General features: G+C 61.9%; 16 protein-coding genes. 12 read left to right on the forward strand and 4 right to left on the reverse strand.

The features are described from left to right. Positions 1-1,230 carry a dihydrolipoamide acetyltransferase family protein gene (locus tag AC1DUP_RS05440; protein WP_113308916.1) on the forward strand — a complete coding sequence of 410 codons (1,230 nt, stop codon included), beginning with the start codon at positions 1-3 and terminating at the stop codon, positions 1,228-1,230. Between the two features lie 3 nt (positions 1,231-1,233). Continuing rightward, positions 1,234-2,631, forward strand: coding sequence for a dihydrolipoyl dehydrogenase (lpdA, locus tag AC1DUP_RS05445; RefSeq protein ID WP_113308917.1), 1,398 nt, complete (start codon positions 1,234-1,236; stop codon positions 2,629-2,631). Between the two features lie 197 nt (positions 2,632-2,828). Here lpdA and AC1DUP_RS05450 read toward each other — a convergent pair whose 3' ends face one another. The 4 genes from AC1DUP_RS05450 to AC1DUP_RS05465 form a co-directional block, all read right to left on the reverse strand. Further along, positions 2,829-3,065 carry a hypothetical protein gene (locus AC1DUP_RS05450; protein WP_113308918.1) on the reverse strand — a complete coding sequence of 79 codons (237 nt, stop codon included), beginning with the start codon at positions 3,063-3,065 and terminating at the stop codon, positions 2,829-2,831. A gap of 138 nt (positions 3,066-3,203) precedes the next feature. Continuing rightward, positions 3,204-5,141 (reverse strand): SARP family transcriptional regulator, encoded by a 1,938-nt coding sequence (locus AC1DUP_RS05455; RefSeq protein WP_477832241.1) that lies wholly within the window; start codon positions 5,139-5,141, stop codon positions 3,204-3,206. A 17-nt stretch (positions 5,142-5,158) separates the two neighbouring features. Continuing rightward, the gene (locus AC1DUP_RS05460; RefSeq protein WP_113308920.1) at positions 5,159-5,617 is read right to left on the reverse strand and encodes a helix-turn-helix domain-containing protein; all 459 of its coding nucleotides are present in this window, start codon (positions 5,615-5,617) and stop codon (positions 5,159-5,161) included. A 766-nt stretch (positions 5,618-6,383) separates the two neighbouring features. Beyond that, complete coding sequence (locus AC1DUP_RS05465) at positions 6,384-6,587, reverse strand: cold-shock protein (protein ID WP_113298756.1); 204 nt, start codon at positions 6,585-6,587, stop codon at positions 6,384-6,386. Between the two features lie 430 nt (positions 6,588-7,017). Here AC1DUP_RS05465 and AC1DUP_RS05470 point away from each other — a divergent pair, with 430 nt between their 5' ends. The 10 genes from AC1DUP_RS05470 to fba all read left to right on the forward strand — a co-directional run bounded on the left by AC1DUP_RS05470 (position 7,018) and on the right by fba (position 17,180). Next, positions 7,018-7,899 carry a glycine betaine ABC transporter substrate-binding protein gene (locus AC1DUP_RS05470; protein WP_477832242.1) on the forward strand — a complete coding sequence of 294 codons (882 nt, stop codon included), beginning with the start codon at positions 7,018-7,020 and terminating at the stop codon, positions 7,897-7,899. 101 nt (positions 7,900-8,000) lie between these two features. Next, positions 8,001-8,618 carry an ABC transporter permease gene (locus AC1DUP_RS05475; protein WP_113183801.1) on the forward strand — a complete coding sequence of 206 codons (618 nt, stop codon included), beginning with the start codon at positions 8,001-8,003 and terminating at the stop codon, positions 8,616-8,618. Between the two features lie 10 nt (positions 8,619-8,628). Further along, positions 8,629-9,270: an ABC transporter permease gene (locus AC1DUP_RS05480; protein ID WP_113298758.1), complete on the forward strand. Its 642-nt coding sequence runs from the start codon at positions 8,629-8,631 to the stop codon at positions 9,268-9,270. Further along, entirely contained in the window at positions 9,267-10,199 is a 933-nt protein-coding gene (locus AC1DUP_RS05485) for an ABC transporter ATP-binding protein (protein WP_113308922.1), read from the forward strand. The genes AC1DUP_RS05480 and AC1DUP_RS05485 overlap by 4 nt, the downstream gene beginning before the upstream one ends. A gap of 15 nt (positions 10,200-10,214) precedes the next feature. After that, a complete protein-coding gene (locus AC1DUP_RS05490) occupies positions 10,215-11,294 on the forward strand; it encodes an LLM class flavin-dependent oxidoreductase (RefSeq protein WP_477832243.1) in 1,080 nt (359 codons plus the stop codon). Continuing rightward, positions 11,291-12,610, forward strand: coding sequence for an LLM class flavin-dependent oxidoreductase (locus tag AC1DUP_RS05495; RefSeq protein ID WP_113308924.1), 1,320 nt, complete (start codon positions 11,291-11,293; stop codon positions 12,608-12,610). The genes AC1DUP_RS05490 and AC1DUP_RS05495 overlap by 4 nt, the downstream gene beginning before the upstream one ends. A gap of 12 nt (positions 12,611-12,622) precedes the next feature. After that, positions 12,623-13,624 carry an ornithine cyclodeaminase family protein gene (locus AC1DUP_RS05500; protein WP_113308925.1) on the forward strand — a complete coding sequence of 334 codons (1,002 nt, stop codon included), beginning with the start codon at positions 12,623-12,625 and terminating at the stop codon, positions 13,622-13,624. Further along, positions 13,621-15,105, forward strand: coding sequence for an HAL/PAL/TAL family ammonia-lyase (locus tag AC1DUP_RS05505; protein WP_113308926.1), 1,485 nt, complete (start codon positions 13,621-13,623; stop codon positions 15,103-15,105). The genes AC1DUP_RS05500 and AC1DUP_RS05505 overlap by 4 nt, the downstream gene beginning before the upstream one ends. 5 nt (positions 15,106-15,110) lie before the next feature. Beyond that, positions 15,111-15,923 (forward strand): PhnD/SsuA/transferrin family substrate-binding protein, encoded by an 813-nt coding sequence (locus AC1DUP_RS05510; protein WP_113298764.1) that lies wholly within the window; start codon positions 15,111-15,113, stop codon positions 15,921-15,923. 192 nt (positions 15,924-16,115) lie between these two features. Beyond that, positions 16,116-17,180, forward strand: coding sequence for a class II fructose-bisphosphate aldolase (gene fba / locus AC1DUP_RS05515; RefSeq protein WP_113298765.1), 1,065 nt, complete (start codon positions 16,116-16,118; stop codon positions 17,178-17,180). The last annotated feature ends 75 nt before the right edge of the window (positions 17,181-17,255 follow it).

Here is a 17,255-nt window from a genome sequence, read left to right on the forward strand (position 1 = left end):
ATGGGCGAATTCATCATCAAGATGCCCGACGTCGGCGAAGGGGTCGCCGAGGCCGAGCTAGTGGAATGGCACGTGAAGACCGGCGATCCGGTGCGCGAGGACATGGTGATCGCCGCCGTCATGACCGACAAGGCCACAGTCGAAATCCCGTCGCCCGTCAACGGCACGGTGACCTGGCTTGGAGGCGAGGTGGGCGACCGTATCGCGGTCAAGGCACCGCTGGTGCGCATCGAGACGGCAGGCGAGACCGGGGTTGCGGAACCTGAAACCATCCCCCAACCGCGCCCCGCCGAGCCGGTGAAAGCCGACGCTCCGAAGTCCGTTTCAAAGGCATCGTCCCCGGCAAGTCCACCGGCCGAAAAGCCGCTCGCCGCGCCGTCCGTGCGGCTCTTCGCGCGCGAGAGCGGCGTGGATCTCAGGCAGGTTCAGGGTACCGGCCCAGCCGGCCGCATCCTGCGCGAGGATATCGAGCAGTTCCTGAACCAGGGTGCGGTACCCGCTTCGGCGCGGGCCGGCCTGGCGAAGAAGACGGCGACCGAGGAGATCAAGCTGACCGGCCTTCGCCGCCGCATCGCCGAGAAGATGGTGCTCTCCACGTCGCGCATTCCCCACATCACCTATGTGGAAGAGGTGGACATGACGGCCCTCGAGGAGCTGCGCGCCACCATGAATGCCGACCGCAAATCCGAGCACCCCAAGCTGACGGTGCTGCCTTTCCTGATGCGCGCGTTGGTCAGAGCCATTGCTGCGCAACCCGACGTCAACGCCACCTTCGATGACGATGCCGGCATCATCACACGCCATGGCGCCGTGCATATCGGCATAGCCACACAGACGCCGGCGGGTCTGACCGTGCCTGTCGTGCGCCATGCCGAGGCTCGCGGCATCTTCGATTGCGCAGTCGAAATGAACCGGCTGGCGGAAGCCGCCCGCTCCGGTACGGCCACGCGCGACGAATTGTCAGGATCGACCATCACCATCAGCTCGCTCGGCGCACTCGGCGGCATTGTCTCCACGCCCGTCATCAATCATCCGGAAGTGGCGATCATCGGCGTCAACAAGATCGCCACGCGGCCGGTCTGGGACGGCGCGCAGTTCGTGCCGCGCAAGATGATGAACCTGTCCTCCAGCTTTGATCACCGCATCATCGACGGCTGGGATGCGGCGACCTTCGTGCAGCGCATCCGCACGCTACTCGAAACGCCGGCACTTATTTTCATCGAAGGCTGAGCCATGAAAGAAATTGTCTGCAAGCTCCTCGTCATCGGTGCCGGCCCCGGCGGTTATGTCTGCGCCATCCGCGCCGGCCAGCTGGGTGTCGATACAGTTATCGTCGAGGCCGGCAAGCCCGGTGGCACCTGCCTGACGGTCGGCTGCATTCCCTCCAAGGCGCTGATCCACGCCGCAGAAGAATTCGATGCCACGCAGAAAATGCTGGCCGGTAAAAATCCGATGGGCATCCGCGTTGAAGGCGCTTCCATCGATCTTGCCAAGACCATCATCTGGAAGGACGGAATCGTCGGCCGGCTCACAGGCGGTGTCTCCGGCCTCCTACAGAAGGCGCGCGTGAAGATCGTCCACGGCCGCGCCCGTTTCCGGGACGGCAAGACGGTCGAGGTGGAGACGGAGACCGGACAGCAGATCATTCGCGCCGAAACCGTTGTCATTGCCACCGGCTCGGATCCGGTGGAACTCGCGAACTTGCCCTTCGGTGGCCGGGTGATGTCCTCCAGCGAGGCGCTGTCGCTGACGGAATTGCCGAAGAATCTCGTCGTGATCGGCGGCGGTTATATCGGGCTGGAGCTCGGAACAGCCTTTGCCAAGATGGGGTCGCAGGTGACCGTGGTAGAAGCAACTCAGCAGGTCTTGCCGCAATATGATGCCGAACTCGTGCGTCCCATCATGCGCAAGCTGACCGAGCGGGGCATCCGCGTGCTGACTGGTGCCAAGGCGATCGGCCTTTCCGATGCCGGCGATGGGCTGGTCGTCGAAATGCCTGACGGAAGGCAGCAGGCGCTGCCGGCCGACCGCATTCTCGTCACTGTCGGCCGTCGTCCGCGAACCGCGGGCTCGGGGCTTGAAGAACTGGATCTCGACCGCGCCGGGCCCTTTCTCAGGATCGACGACCGATGCCGGACTTCGATGCGCGGCATCTATGCGATCGGCGATGTCACCGGCGAGCCGATGCTGGCGCATCGAGCGATGGCGCAGGGAGAGATGGTGGCGGAAATCATCGCGGGCAAGAAGCGTGCCTGGGACAAGCGCTGCATTCCGGCTATCTGCTTTACCGATCCGGAAATCGTCAGCGCCGGCCTGTCGCCGGCCGAAGCCCGCGCCCAGGGTTACGACATCAGGACCGGTCAGTTTCCCTTCAGCGCCAATGGACGGGCGATGACGATGCTGTCGGAAGAGGGCTTTGTGCGGGTGGTGGCGCGGGCCGATACCAATGTCGTTCTCGGCCTGCAGGTGGTGGGCGCTGGGGTTTCCGAACTCTCGGCCGCCTTTGCGCTCGCCATCGAAATGGGCGCGCGGCTGGAGGATATCGCTGGCACGATCCATGCTCATCCGACCCGCAGTGAGGCGGTCATGGAAGCAGCGCTCAAGGCTTTGGGGAACGCGCTTCACATGTGAGCCTGCTCGACGCGGTCTTACCGGGTCTTTTGCTTCGCGCCGTTCGACGAGTTCTCCCGAAAGGCGGATGATCGTCGCTGAAGGATATCTGCAAGGTTGATCGGCTCGCGCGCTGCGAAGTCCCGCCGAACCAGTTCACCGCCTGCCATTTCGCAGCACCTAATCCGCTGACGCTGGCGGGGGTAAGCCATCGACCTTCAATGCATCAGGCCTGCCGGCGCATCTTCGACCGTTCCCTCCACGGGCAGGTTTATGCCGCTCTCGGTGAGGTCCTGCAGCAGCGCGCCGAGCGCGAGATCGAGGCAATAGACCGAGAATTCTGCATTGAGTTCCCGGGCATTCTGACGAGCGTAGGAAACGAGCCGCGCGAGCGATGCGATATCCCGCAGCCGTTGGTCCTTCTCGGCGGTCCCGAGTTCGATGATGTCTTCCATTGCCATTCTCACTGAGCTCCCCAGCCGTGTTAGGAGGAGTTCTAGCGGATGTGGTCGAGGAAAGCGCGTGACATGGGCGTGACACCAGTCTGGCTGGCGTATCGGCAGGCGGCAACTCTGCGGTATGGACCGAACGCGTCAGAAGCCTGCCTTTCGCAGGGCCTCGCGATACTGTTCCTTCTGCCAGGCCTCCTTGAAGGGCACGAGCGACAGCCATTTGTCGACTTCGAAATCCGGATGGGTTTTGCGTGCCTTGCGCATGTAGAGACGGGCTTTTTCCACGTCGCCGAGCATCGCCCAGCAAGCGGCCGCAAGCCGGTCGGCCGGCATGCGGTCATCCATTCTGCCGATCGCGTCCAGCGCTTCCGTATAGCGGGAAAGAGCGAAATTCGCGCCGGCCTGGGTCCAGAGATAATCGGCAGGGCTCAGCGGATTGAGCGAGATCGCCCGCTCAATCTTGGCCAGTCCATCGGCCGGGCGCGAGGCATGCACGAGCGTGTCGGCATAACTTGCGATGCCGTCGGCATAATGCGGGCTGAGTTCCTCGGCGACCTTCAGGGCCACCACGCTTTCATCGAGGTCGTTCAGATAGAGTTTGGCGACGCCGAGCTGGCGGAAGCCTGAAGCCAGCGACGGATCGGCGACGATCGCCTGGTTTGCATAATCTTCCGCAAGCTGGATCAGTTCGCCATCGCCGCGGGCCGTCAGCAGCCATTCGACCAGGAAGGTGCGCGCAAGGCCGGCAAGGGCGGGTGAGAAATGGGCGCTGTGCTGCAACGCTGTGCGGAAAGCCTTCCGCGCGCGGCGAATATCCGGCAGCGAAAGCCGCTTCATGTCGCGGAAGCCCAGGAGATAGCTGTGATAGGCGGCGGGATTATTTTCGAAAGCCCCGCGCACGGTCTCGTTCTGGCGAATCTGCCCGGAGAGCTCTTTGGCGATGCGCCGGGCGATCTCCCACCGGTCGGTGATCAGGTCGTATTTTTCGAGGCTGAAGCGCTCGGCCCAGATGACCTCATCACTGGCGGCGTAGACGAGCTGGACGAACAGCGATGGCATGCCGCTGCCGGTGGTCAGTCGCGTATCGAGCACGTAGGAGATCGAATGACGCAGGATCATGCCCGATCTATCGGCATGGCGGGCGATCTGCGCGGCGGTATGCGGCGCGACGACCGAGACGCTGTTCAGGGCGCAAAGGCCGATGGTCACGTCCTCGATCAGCGCCTCCGAGAGCACCGGCAGGGGCCCGAGATCGCTGACTTCGACCGGCGGCAACAGGGCAAGACGGGGCAGGGGCGCAGTTTTCAGGATGATGCCGCTTTCAATCGACGGCGCAGCCGGCAGAGCTGGCGTCCTGCCGGCATCGAAAATCTTGCGCACTTCCTTCAGTGCCTGCAGGTCGAGGCCGACCTCCAGCGAGTGCTGCAGATCGCGCCGGCGGCTTTCGAAAAGCTGCCTGGCGTTTTCCAGATGCCCCTCGGCCTCATAGGCCTCCAGCAGGATATGGCGGATGCTATCGTCATCGGGCGCATCGCGGAAAATCCGGAGCGCAGCCTCCTTGAAGAGGCCGATATCGGTCCGCGAGCGCGCTTCCGGCAGCGCCCGCTTCAGCACGTCGACGAGGATCGCCATATGCCGGTTGCGCTCGCTGGATACCCATTCTCGTGTGCTGGCGCTTTGATCGGCGAGATCGGCAAGGAACTCCTGCCGTAGCAGGAATACGAGCCTTTGCAGCACTTCGAGCGGATCGGCCAAGGATGGCATATCAAGTTCGGAGCGATCAGCCACGAAGACCTCCCGCCTGATCCGCACGCCAGTTGCCGTAAAGACCAGCAGTTCCACGCCGAGTTCTGCCTGCCGCGCCTGGACGCGCGAGATCATCTTGCGCAGGTTCGCCATGATATCGGGGTTGTCGTGACTGTCCCACAGAAAACGGGCGAGTGCGCCCCGCGGGCATTCGCTGTCAGGCCAGCCGAGCAGATAGCAAATCGCCAACAGGCCCTTTTCGGGGAAGGCGACAGGTTCTTCCGCCGCGTTCTGCAGCCGCAATGCGCCGAATGACTTAAGCCTGAGGGTCATCGGACCGCTATCGCCGCTTATTCTGGGCGGGATTCCGGCTCATCCATTCTCAGCGCGTCCAACGGGATGTCGCTGCTTTCGGCTTGCGCCATCGCATTGACGAGCGAGATGATCGTCTCGCGGATGCGCCGGTCTTCGATCTTCACAAAGGCTCTGTTGAGGACGAGGCCCTCCTTCGACCGCAAAAATTCTGCGACCGGATCTACGGGGGCGGAAAGATCGAGGCCGGCAAGGCTCGGCGCTTGCGAATCATCCTGTTCGAAAAAGAAGGCCGGCGAGGTGCGCAGCACTTCGGCGATCCGCTGCAGGCGGCTTGCGCCGATGCGATTGATGCCCTTTTCGTACTTCTGCACCTGCTGAAAGGTAACGCCGATCTGCTCGGCAAGCCGCTCCTGGCTCATGCCGAGAAGCTGCCTGCGCCTGCGCATGCGCATGCCGACATAGGTATCAATCGCGTTCGGTGTCTTGACGTTCATGGTCTACCTTCTGTCTCGTTCGCATTTCAGTCCATTGACTTGTAGACGGCATCGCGGTGCTTTTCTATGATTTGTTTTTGATGTCATATTAGACATCCAGGAATTACATGCGCCATGTGCGATCCAGTCGATCTCTCAGGCAGTATACACCGTCGCCGCCGAGTTGGACATTTGCCGCACGACCTTCAGGTTCTGGAGATGAAGAGGATGCCGGGGCAGGAAAGCTCTTGCGGGTAAACACGCAAGCGTGATCTTGAAAGGAGCCGGCGCATGCGGCCGCAAGAGGCGGGAGAACTACATCGCCAATCGGGGGAGAACTTGCGGTGATTGTCGATCTTCGTGGAGGGCCGTATGACGCTTCCGACGAGACCGAGTGCGACCGTATTGTTAGCCCCCACGACCAGCCAGGCAGGGCCCCTATTCAGGACGGTGACCATCAATAAAGGGACGGACGGCCGGTGTTAGAATCTCGCCCGTTTGGCGGAGGAAATTTGACGCCGGCCGAACTCCTTCTCAATCGTCGTGCTTGCAGGCAGTTTTCCGCCGACGCTCCAGCAGTTCGCCCTCACCGAGATGAGCAAGGGTTTCACAAGCTCTGATTTGTCGTGAAGATGCTGGTTGCCTCAAGCCCGATCAACGGAGGTTGATCATGTATCGTCGTGAAGCCGCTACTTTGGCATCTGTACCCTCTCGCTGCTGCGAGCGGGATCAGATATCAATGTAATGACCGGACGAGAATAGCTGGCTATTCAAAGCCGTGGACTGATCAAAGCGTGTCGACGTTCTCTGCTTTCGACTTTCCGGTCTTGCGGTCTTGGCCCAGCTCGTAGCTTACCTTTTGTCCCTCTCTCAAGGATCCGCCTTGTTGCAGAGCAGAGACATGCACAAATACATCCGCCCCACCATTCTCAGGGGTGATGAAGCCGAACCCCTTGTCATCGTTAAAAAATTTGACTGTACCGGTAGGCATGGAAGCTCCTGATTGTTGCGCGGCCGCTTGCCGCTGTGGCAATGTTATAGGTCAATCCTCTCGCTATCAATGGCATGCAAGTCTCGCTGCCAGTGGCCGGCATTCTTGGAACAGCTCGGCCTCTCGGGCGGTTGGCCTACGGACTGCTTGGAAACCAGTGCGCTGGCGTCGCCGGTATTCGCCTGCAATGGCCGGTGGCAGATAGCCGATCTTGACCGGCTACACCTTCTTCCGACCCTTCGATGATCGGGCTGTGTTGTTGTCTGTTCCGGTTTTGCCACGCGCATCCTGGAGTGCGCTGGCCGAGTGTTCTCTTGGGGATTAAATTTCACCTAAATCGGTAAAAAATTGGTATTCCATTCCGCGCTCGGATCATTGGAAACCGCTATCACCTCTCCTGAACAACTCGAATGTCAAATGAGGGAACGCAATGCTTTCGAAATCCTTCGCCGGGCTCTTTGCCGGCGCCATCCTGGCCGCCTTCGTGGGTGCACCGGCGCAGGCCGATGCGGTAAAGATCGGCAGCAAGAATTTCACCGAACAGTTCGTCGTCGCCGAAATCTACGCCCAGGCGCTTGAAAAGGCTGGTGTCGAAGTCGAGCGCCACCTCAACCTCGGTGCCACGCTTGTCGCCCACACGGCGCTGACGAACGGCGATATCGATCTCTATCCGGAATATACCGGCACGGCGGTTGCCGCCGTCGTCAAGGGCGACCTGTCAGGTTCCGCCGACAAGATCTATTCCGACGTCAAGGATTACTACGAGAAGAACCTCAAGCTGACGCTTCTGCAGCCGACGCAGATCAACAACGGCTATGCGATCATCACACTTCCGGAAACCGCCGAAAAGTACAAGCTGAAGACGCTGAGCGATCTCGGTCCTGTTTCCAAGGCCCTCACCTTCGGCGCTGAAGGCGGCTTTGGCGAGCGCAAGGACGGATTGCCGGGCCTGAAGCAGGTCTATGGCATCGAATTCAAGGAATTCAAGATTTTCGCCAAGCTCGGCATCCGCTACAGCGCACTGACGAGCAAGGACCTCGACGTCTCCTATGGTTTTGCGACCGACTGGCAGATCTCCGACAACAAGCTGGTCGTGCTCGACGACGACAAACATCTCTTCCCGCCCTATTACCTCGTGCCGGTCGTGCGCCAGGATGCACTCGCCAAGAACCCGAAGATCGCCGAGGTTCTGAACAAGGTGAGCCCGCTTCTTAACAACGAGACCATGCGCGAGCTGAACGCCAAGGTCGATCGCGACAAGGAAGAGCCGGCAGACGTTGCCGCGGAATTCCTGAAGGCCAAGGGGATCTGATCGAGAGCGACGCGCAAGGTTCGCTTTCCCTGAAGAAAAAATGCGGCGAAGCTTGGAGCTTCGCCGCTTTGTCGTGATCGTGCAGACAGGATTTCTCGCGTTTGAACTGGGCACCCAAGCATATTCCGGAAATCGCGCTTGCCGTCTGGCAGCATCTGGTGCTGTCGATTTCATCCGTGCTCATCGGCCTTGCGATCGCGCTCGTGCTCGGTATCGTCTGCGCCCGACGGCCTCGGCTCTATGCCTTCGCGCTGACGGTAACGAACATCATCTTCGTCATTCCGAGCCTGGCGCTCTTTGCGCTTTTGATCCCCTTCGTCGGCCTCGGCATGAAGCCGGCGCTGATAGGGCTTTCCTCCTATTGCCTGTTGATCCTGCTGCGCAACGTCGTCACCGGTATCCGCGGCGTTCCGGCCGATGTGCTCGATGCCGCCGACGGCATGGGCTACGGCCCGTGGCAGCGGCTCTTCCGCATCGAACTGCCGCTCGCCTTGCCATTGATCGTCTCCGGCGCCCGCATTGCGCTCGTCACCGTCATCGGCATTGCGACAGTCGCTGCCTTCATCGATGGCGGGGGGCTCGGCACCATCATCCTGATCGGCATCGATCAGGAATATGCCGAGAAGATCCTGGTCGGCGGCATTCTGACGGCACTGCTGGCCATCATCTTCGATTTCATTCTCACCCGGGCCGAGCAGGCCCTGGTGCGCTGGCAGTGAGGGCACGCGCATGCTGAGCACTGCCTTTTTCTGGATCGTCGATCACCAGGACGAATTCTTCCGCGCCCTCGGACGCCATCTCCTGATGTCCGGCGTGTCGTTGGCGATCGCGCTTGCCATAGCGCTGCCACTGGCTGTCCTGATCGTCAATTACGGTCGCTTCGCCTTTGGCGTCATCAATACCGTCAATGGCCTCCGAACCATTCCGAGCCTTGCGATCCTGGCGATCATGTTGCCGCTACTCGGTATCGGCATCCTGCCGTCGATCGTGGCGCTAACCGTACTTGCCCTGCCGCCGATCCTGCTCAACGCCTATGTCGGGTTGCGCGATGTCGATGCCGATGCTGTGGAGGCGGCGATCGGCATGGGCATGAGCCGCAGCCAGGTCCTGCGGAAGATCCGCATTCCGCTGGCAGCCCCGGCGATGTTTGCCGGCGCGCGCACGGCAGCCGTCCAGGTGCTGGCCGGAGCGACGCTCGCGCCCTTCATCGGCGGCGGCGGGCTCGGCGACTTCATCGCCACCGGCATCGGCATGATGGACATGTCGCGGCTCATCGTCGGCGCCGTGCCGATCGCGATCCTGGCGCTCGCCACCGAATTCATTCTCGGCCGCGCCGAGAAGCATCTATTTGCAGAAAGAACCGCCGCATGATCCGCATGGAGAACGTCACCAAGCGTTATGGCGAAAGTGCCGCGCCTTCGGTGGATAATTTGACGCTTGATGTTCCCGAGGGCTCGACGGTTGCGCTGATCGGCCCATCGGGCTGCGGCAAGACGACGACGATGCGCATGATCAACCGGCTGATAGAGCCGACAGAGGGGCACATCTTCGTCAATGGCGAGGACGTAACCAGGGCCGATCCGGTCAAGCTTCGCCGGCATATCGGCTACGTCATCCAGAATGTCGGCCTCTTTCCGCACATGACCATCGCCGAAAATATCGCCGCCGTGCCGAACCTGCTCGGCTGGGACCAGCCGCGGATCGCCAAGCGCACGGATGAACTTCTCGATCTCGTCGGCCTCGATCCCAAGGAAATGCTGAAGCGCTATCCGCGCCAGCTCTCCGGCGGCCAGCGCCAGCGCATCGGCGTGGCGCGCGCCCTTGCGGCCGATCCCTCGGTACTGTTGATGGACGAGCCCTTCGGCGCTATCGACCCGATCGCCAGAACCCGGCTGCAGGACGAGTTCAAGCAGATTCTGAAACGCGTGCGCAAGACGGTGGTGCTGGTCACCCACGATCTCGACGAGGCGATCCGCCTCGGTGACCGGATCGCCATCATGCGCGCCGGCAAGATCGTGCAATATGATGCGCCGGATGCGATCCTCTCCCATCCGGCCGACGATTTCGTCGCGAATTTCGTCGGTATAGACCGGGCGATCAAGCGGCTCAGCCTGTTTTCGGTCGCCGACGCGATGCGGCCTGGTGCCCCCTCGTCACCCGCCGCCAGTGTCACCGCAAGCGCCAATCTGCGCGATGCCTTGTCGCTGATGGTCGCCGCCAACAGCGATGTGCTTTCGGTGGTCGATGGCGGTGGCATTGTCACCGGGCAGTTGACCCGCGACGCGATTTTCTCGATCTGAGTGCAGGAGTTTCTGATGCATCTCGGCTTTTCCCTCACACCTTTCGGTCATCACCCATCGGCCTGGCGCAATGCCGCAAGGTCCGAACCTCTCGGTTTTGATGCGCTGCTTTCCCAGGTTGCGAAAGCGGAGGAGGCGGGGTTCGATTTCGTCCTGCTCTCGGACCGGCTCGGTGCCCGGCCGGTCGATGATCTCTCGCCCATTGCGACGCCCTTCGAGCCGACGACGCTGGTCGCGGCTCTTGCGACGAAGGCGCGCCGGATCGGCTTCCTGGCAGCTGCTGCGACCAGTCAGCACGAGCCCTATAATCTCGCCCGCCGCTTTGCCTCGCTGGATCAGATCAGCAGCGGCCGCACAGGCTGGTTAGCCCTTCCCGCATCCGGCCAATTCGAACGCAACCAGGAATATCTCGGCCTTATGAGCGCGCTCTGGGATAGCTGGGAAGACGATGCCTTCCTCTACGATAAGGCCGAGGGCCGTTTCTTCGAGCCAGGCAAGATGCATGTGCTCAACCACAGGGGCGAGCATTTTACGGTGCGCGGGCCGCTCAACGTCAACCGCTCGCCACAGGGCAAACCGGTTATCGCCCAGCTTGTGAGCGGAGAGAACAAAGCGTTGGCAGCGCACAGTGCTGAAGTCGTCCTGCTTCAAGATCGGACACCGGAAAATGCAAACGAGACGGCGGCCGATTTCGTGCGCCTGTTCGAAGCGGCTGGGCGCCGGCGGCAGGACGTTCGGATACTGGCAAATATAGTGCCGATCATTGCAGAGACGTCCGAAGCGGCGCAGGCGGCAAGCGATGCGCTCCGATTTGGTGAGGCCGACCGGGCGAGCCAACCGCTGTCTGCTTCACGCCTCGTCGGCACGCCGGCTGGGATCGCCGATGCCTTGCGGCGATGGCTTGGCCTCGGGCAGGTCGACGGTTTCACGGTCCTCCCACCGACGGTCGCGATCGGCGACCTGTTCTTCACGGAGGTGGTTCCGGAATTGCGTCGCCTGGGGCTACTCAAGGCGAATGCAGGCAGGACTTTGCGCGATCGTCTTGGTCTCGCCCGTCCGGCTCATCCCGCGGCAATGTTGGAGCATGCATCATGAGCGGCGATCGCAAGATGAGACTGGGCGCCTTCCTGATGGCAGGCGGCCATCATATCGCGGCATGGCGGCATCCGGACGCCCATGCCCCGGCCGGTGTCGATATCGACCATTTCATCGAGCTTGCCCGTATCGCCGAGCGCGGCAAATTCGACATGCTCTTCGTGGAAGACGCCGCCGCGATCCGCGAGCGCAATCCTGAGATGGCGAGCCAGGCGGCGCGTTCGACGGCTTTCGAGCCGCTGAGCCTGCTTGCTGCCCTTGCCGTCAACACCACGCATATCGGCCTCGTGGCAACCGCATCGACGACCTATAACGAACCCTATGGCCTTGCCCGCACCTTCGCCTCGCTCGATCAGTTGAGCGGCGGCAGGGCAGGCTGGAACCTCGTCACGTCGGCAAGCGAGCTCGAGGCGGAGAATTTCGCAAGCAGCGGGCTTCGGCCGCACTCCGAGCGTTACGAGCGGGCCGAGGAATTTGCCGATGCAGCGCTTGCGCTCTGGGGCGGTGTAGAGGAGGGGGCCCATCTGCCGCAGGGCGAGGCCTCCTTTGCCGATCGCGCCAGACTTCATCCGGTGCATCTTCGCGGCAAGCATTTCGCCGTCGAGGGCGTGCTGGAAAGCCCGCGTTCGACGCAGGGACGGCCGATCATGGTGCAGGCGGGCGCCTCCGATGTCGGCAAGGAACTTGCCGCTCGCACGGCGGACGTGGTCTTTGCCGCCTCGCAGACGCTTGCCGAAGCGCAGGCCTACTATGAGGATGTGAAGTCGCGCCTTGCCAAATACGGGCGCAAGCCCGACGACCTCAAGATCATGCCTGGCATATCGCCGATCGTCGGCGCGACGGAAGCCGAGGCGAAGGCGAAATACCGCGCGCTGCAGGAACTCATTCCCGACGCCGTCGGCGTCGCCCTGCTTGCAAGCTATCTCAGCATCCAGGATCTCTCGGCCTATCCGCTCGACGGGCCGTTGCCCGATATGCCGCAGACCAACCTCATCCAGAGCCGCCAACAGCTGATCATCGATCTCGGCAGGCGGGAGAACCTTTCGATCCGCGAGCTCGCACGCCATTTCGCCGGCGCACGCGGCCACTGGCAGGTTGCCGGCACGCCGGTGCAGATTGCCGATGCGATGGAGGAACGCTTTGCCGAAGGTGCTGCCGACGGCTTCAACGTCATGGCGCCGCTCTTTCCCTCGGGGCTTGAGGATTTTGTCACCCACGTGGTGCCGGAACTGCGTCGCCGCGGCCTCTTCCGCGAAGATTATGAGGGCCGCACGCTTCGCCAAAACCTCGGCCTCAGCGCGCCCATCAAACGATAAAACGAGATGACAATGGACCCGATCTATATCGACTATCTGAACGCCTTCGACATCGAGGCGCTTGACCTTACGGACGATGAAATCCTGGCGGCGATCGAGACCTCGCTTGCCGCCCAGGGCAGGGGTCAGACGGTGATCGAGCCGCGCGTTCATCTCGAGCCGGATGCAAGCTTTCACGGCCACTTCAACGTGTTGCGCGGCTATGTGGCGCCGCTCGGCCTTGCCGGCGTCAAGGTGGTATGCGACTATGTCGACAACTACAAGCTCGGTTATCCCTCCGAATTCGGCGTGCTCAACCTCTTCGATCCGCGCACCGGCGTGCCGAAGGCGATCCTCGATGCAACCGTCATCACCGACATGCGCACCGGCGCCGTCACCGCGCTCGGTGCTCGGCATCTCGCCCGTAAGGGCTCGAAGGTGCTCGGCCATATCGGCGCGCGCGGCACTGCGTACTGGAACGTCCGCCTGCTCGATCACCTCTTCGATTTCGACGAGATTCGCGTGCATTCGCGCCGGCCGGAAAGCCGCGACGCCTTCGGCGCCAAGCTGGAGGCCGACCTCGGCAAGAAGATCAGAGTGGTCGATAACTGGCGCGATTGCGTGGAGGGCGCCGATATCGTCGTCGAAGCCTCACGGCTGTCGCAGCCCGAACCGCTTCTGAAGACCGAGTGGATCAAGAAGGGTGCCTTCGTCGTGCCCTACGGCACGATGAGCGCCATCGAACTGTCGTTGACCGACATCATGGCCAAGCTCGTCGTTGACGACTGGGGTCAGTGCAAGACCGGCAAATTCGGCTCGCTGCGCGCCCATGTCGAGACGGGCAGGCTTTCCGAGGAGACGCTACATGCCGAACTCGGACAGGTCGTTGCGGGCCTGAAGCCGGGCCGTGAGAGCGAGGACGAGACCATCCTGCTCTGGCACCGTGGCCTGTCGCTCAGCGACATTGCGCTTGGGCACGCGCTGCTTTCCAAGGCGCGCTCGACCGGTATCGGCCAGAGGCTGCGCTTCGCATGACAGAAATCCTGCTGACCGGCTCCGGCATCACCATTGCCGACATCGCAGCGATCGCCCGTGGCGATGCGCTGGTCGAGGTTTCCGATGCAGTCCGTGAACGACTGATTGCCGCCCGGCGCATCCTGGAAGGTGCCGCAGCTGCCGGCCAGCAGATCTACGGCATGAACACCGGGCTTGGCGCCAATCTGAAGACAGTGGTGACTGGCGATTTCGAGGCCTTTCAACTGCAACTGATCCGCGGCCGTGGTATGGCGGTCGGTGAAGCGCTGCCGCGCGATGTGACCCGCGCGGTCATCGCCGCCAGGCTCTCGATGCTGGCTGTCGGCGGTTCCGGTATTTCGCTGCCCGTCTTCGAGGCGCTGCTTGCCTTGCTGAATGCAGGCGTTCATCCGGTCATGCCGTCGCTCGGCTCAATTGGCGCGGGTGACCTTGTCCTGCTGTCTGCCATGGCTCGCGCCCTGGTTGGCGAAGGAAAAGCCGAATATCGCGGCATCACCTATTCGGCGAACGAAGCCCTTGAGCTTGCGGGCCTAGTGCCTGCAAGCCTGCAGCCGAAGGACGGCATATCGATTCTCAATGCTTCAGCGGTCTCTGCCGGCCAGGGCGCCCTCGTCCTATACGACGCCAAACGACTGCTCGATGCCCAGCGCCGGGCGGCTGCCTTGAGCTTTGAGGGCCTTGCCGGCAATCCGCTCATCCTGTCGCCTGCCATACAACGCGCCCGGCCAGCGGTGGGCCAGGCAGACGAGGCCCATCGACTGCTGCAGATGCTCGAGGGCTCGACCCTTTTCGAGGCGAGCGCCTCCATCCAGGATCCGCTTAGCCTGCGCTGCCTTGCACCCATCCATGGAACACTTGCCGATGCGCTGTCGAGGGCCGTCGAGGCCGTCGAGATCGAGTTGAATGCCGCCGCCGACAATCCTGTCGTGCTGGTGGAGGAACAGCAGGTGCTGTCCTCAGGCAATTTCCAGACGCCGGCGCTTTCGCTTGCCTTCGAAACGCTCGGGCTCGCGGTCGCTCAGGCCGCCGCGGCATCGGCCGCACGATTCATTCAGCTGACGGGCTCGCCCCGCAACGGCTTGCCGCGCTACCTCTCCCCGGTCGGCGGTCCATCGGCCGGGTTCGTGCCGATGCAGAAGACGGTTGCTGCGCTGATGGCCGATATCCGGCACAAGGCCAATCCTGTCATGCTCGACTTCCTTGCCGTGTCGGAAGGCGTCGAGGATCATGCAACGCAATCGGCCCTTGCCGTGCGCAAGCTCGGCGAGATGTTGGAGCTTTGGCGCTTACTCATTGCCTGCGAGATGCTGGCGGCAGCCCAGGCCGTCGATCATCGTTCCGGCCACCGCTGCGGACAGGGGACGAGAAAGACTCAAGCCTTCGTTCGAGGCCTCACGCCGGTCATGACCGAGGATCGTTCGCTCGGTGAAGATGTGGCCGTCCTTGCCTCTCGCCTGCTCGGCGAACAGTACGACGAGTAAAGAGCATGCATCTTGCCAGCCTTGCAATGTACGTCACGCCGCAACCGCTTGCGGACGCCACCGCCGAACTCTGGTCGTTCCTTCGGCACCATCTTGCGCAGGCCAGGCTTTCGGATCTGCCCGAAAGCCTCGATGTCACTGTCCCCTACGACGAGGCCTGGCTTCGTGAGGACCTGCTCTTTTCCCAGACCTGCGGCTATCCCTATGTGAAGCGATTGCGTCGCAAGGTGCGCCTCGTTGCAACACCGGTCTACGCCCATCCCGGCTGCGACGGACCGCTGATGCGCAGCTTCGTCGTCGTGCGCCGCGATTCTGGTTTTGCTTCCCTGCAAGACCTAAGCGGTGCGATAGCCGCCATCAATAGTCCCGACAGCAATTCCGGGGCGAATCTGCTCCGAGCCGCAGCTGGCCCGCTTGCCCGTAGTGGCCGCTTCTTCGGTGGCACTGTCGAAACCGGCAGCCATGGCGGGAGCATCGATGCTGTCTCGGACGGCAGGGCCGATTGCGCCGCAATCGACTGCGTCACGTTTGCCAATCTCCTGCGTTTCACACCCGCTCGCATCGAAGGCATCCGCATCCTCGCCGAGACACCCGCAACACCAGGTCTGCCTTTCATTACCGGAGGAAAGGTTTCGGACGCGGATGTTGCATTGATGCGCGAGGCGCTTGTCGCCGCGATCGCCGCACCATCGCTTTCCCGTGCGCGCGACATTCTCGGCCTCGTCGATGTCGCGATCCTTACGGATGCCGACTACGAGCCGGTCCTGTCGCTTGCCCGAAGGGCGCTTGAGACCGGTTACAGTGACTGGATCGATTGAAGCCTTCAAAGACGCCGACTCATAAGCCCGGTTTTTCGCCCGGCACAGAACCGAACGTGCAAATGAAGAACAATGCATCACTAGATTTGTGATATTGTGATTTATGCTTGTTCCGATTTTGTGATTGTGCGATCCTTCCAAAGACGGAAGCCAACGATTTCGACGTGTCTCACGTGTGAGGGAGAGTGTTCAATGGCGCGCATCACGCTCAGGCAGTTGCTGGATCACGCGGCGGAGGAGGGCTACGGCGTTCCTGCATTCAATATCAATAATATGGAACAGGCGCTCGCCATCATGGAAGCCGCAGATGCGGTCCGCGCGCCCGTCATCATGCAGGCATCGCGCGGCGCGCGCGCCTATGCCCATGACATCATGCTTAAACACATGATGGATGCGGTCGTCGAAATCTACCCGCATATCCCGGTTTGCGTGCATCTCGACCATGGCAACGATCAGGCGAGCTGCATGACGGCTATCCAGGCGGGCTTTACCTCTGTCATGATGGATGGCTCGCTGAAAGCCGATGCGAAGACACCCGCCGACTGGGATTACAATGTCGACGTGACGAAGAGAGTGACCGAAATGGCGCATTTCGGCGGTATTTCCGTTGAAGGCGAACTCGGTGTGCTTGGCTCTCTGGAGACGGGCATGGGAGAGGCAGAAGACGGGCACGGCGCCGAAGGCAAGCTGTCTCACGACCAACTGCTGACCAACCCGGACGAGGCGGTGAAATTCGTGCGCGAGACACGGGTCGATGCACTGGCGATTGCCATGGGCACCTCGCACGGCGCCTACAAATTCACGCGCAAGCCAGATGGTTCGGTGTTGGCGATGAATGTCATCGAGGAGATCCACCGCAAGCTGCCGAACACGCATCTGGTCATGCACGGCTCATCGTCGGTGCCTATCGAGCTTCAGGAGATCATCAACAAATATGGCGGTCGGATGGAACCGACATGGGGAGTGCCAGTCGAAGAAATCCAGCGCGGCATCAAGAACGGTGTTCGCAAGGTGAACATCGACACTGACGGCCGGATGGCCATGACCGGGCAAATCCGCCGGGTCTTGCAGGAAGATCCGAGCGAATTCGACCCACGCAAATATCTGAAGCCGGCGATGGCCGCGCTGACCAAGCTTTGCAGGGAGCGCTTCGAGCAGTTCGGCACGGCCGGCATGGCGGACCGGATCAGGCCGCTTCCGGTTTCGGCGATGGCGAAGCGTTACGCATCCGGCGCGCTCGATCCGGTCTTCTCTTAAAGCGTATCGCGATCTTCAGATCCGCCCGCCACGCTTTAAATCCTGTTTTCTTCATGTCGCGCAACACTGCTGCAC

It is taken from the genome of Rhizobium sp. 01L419, from assembly GCF_056400025.1.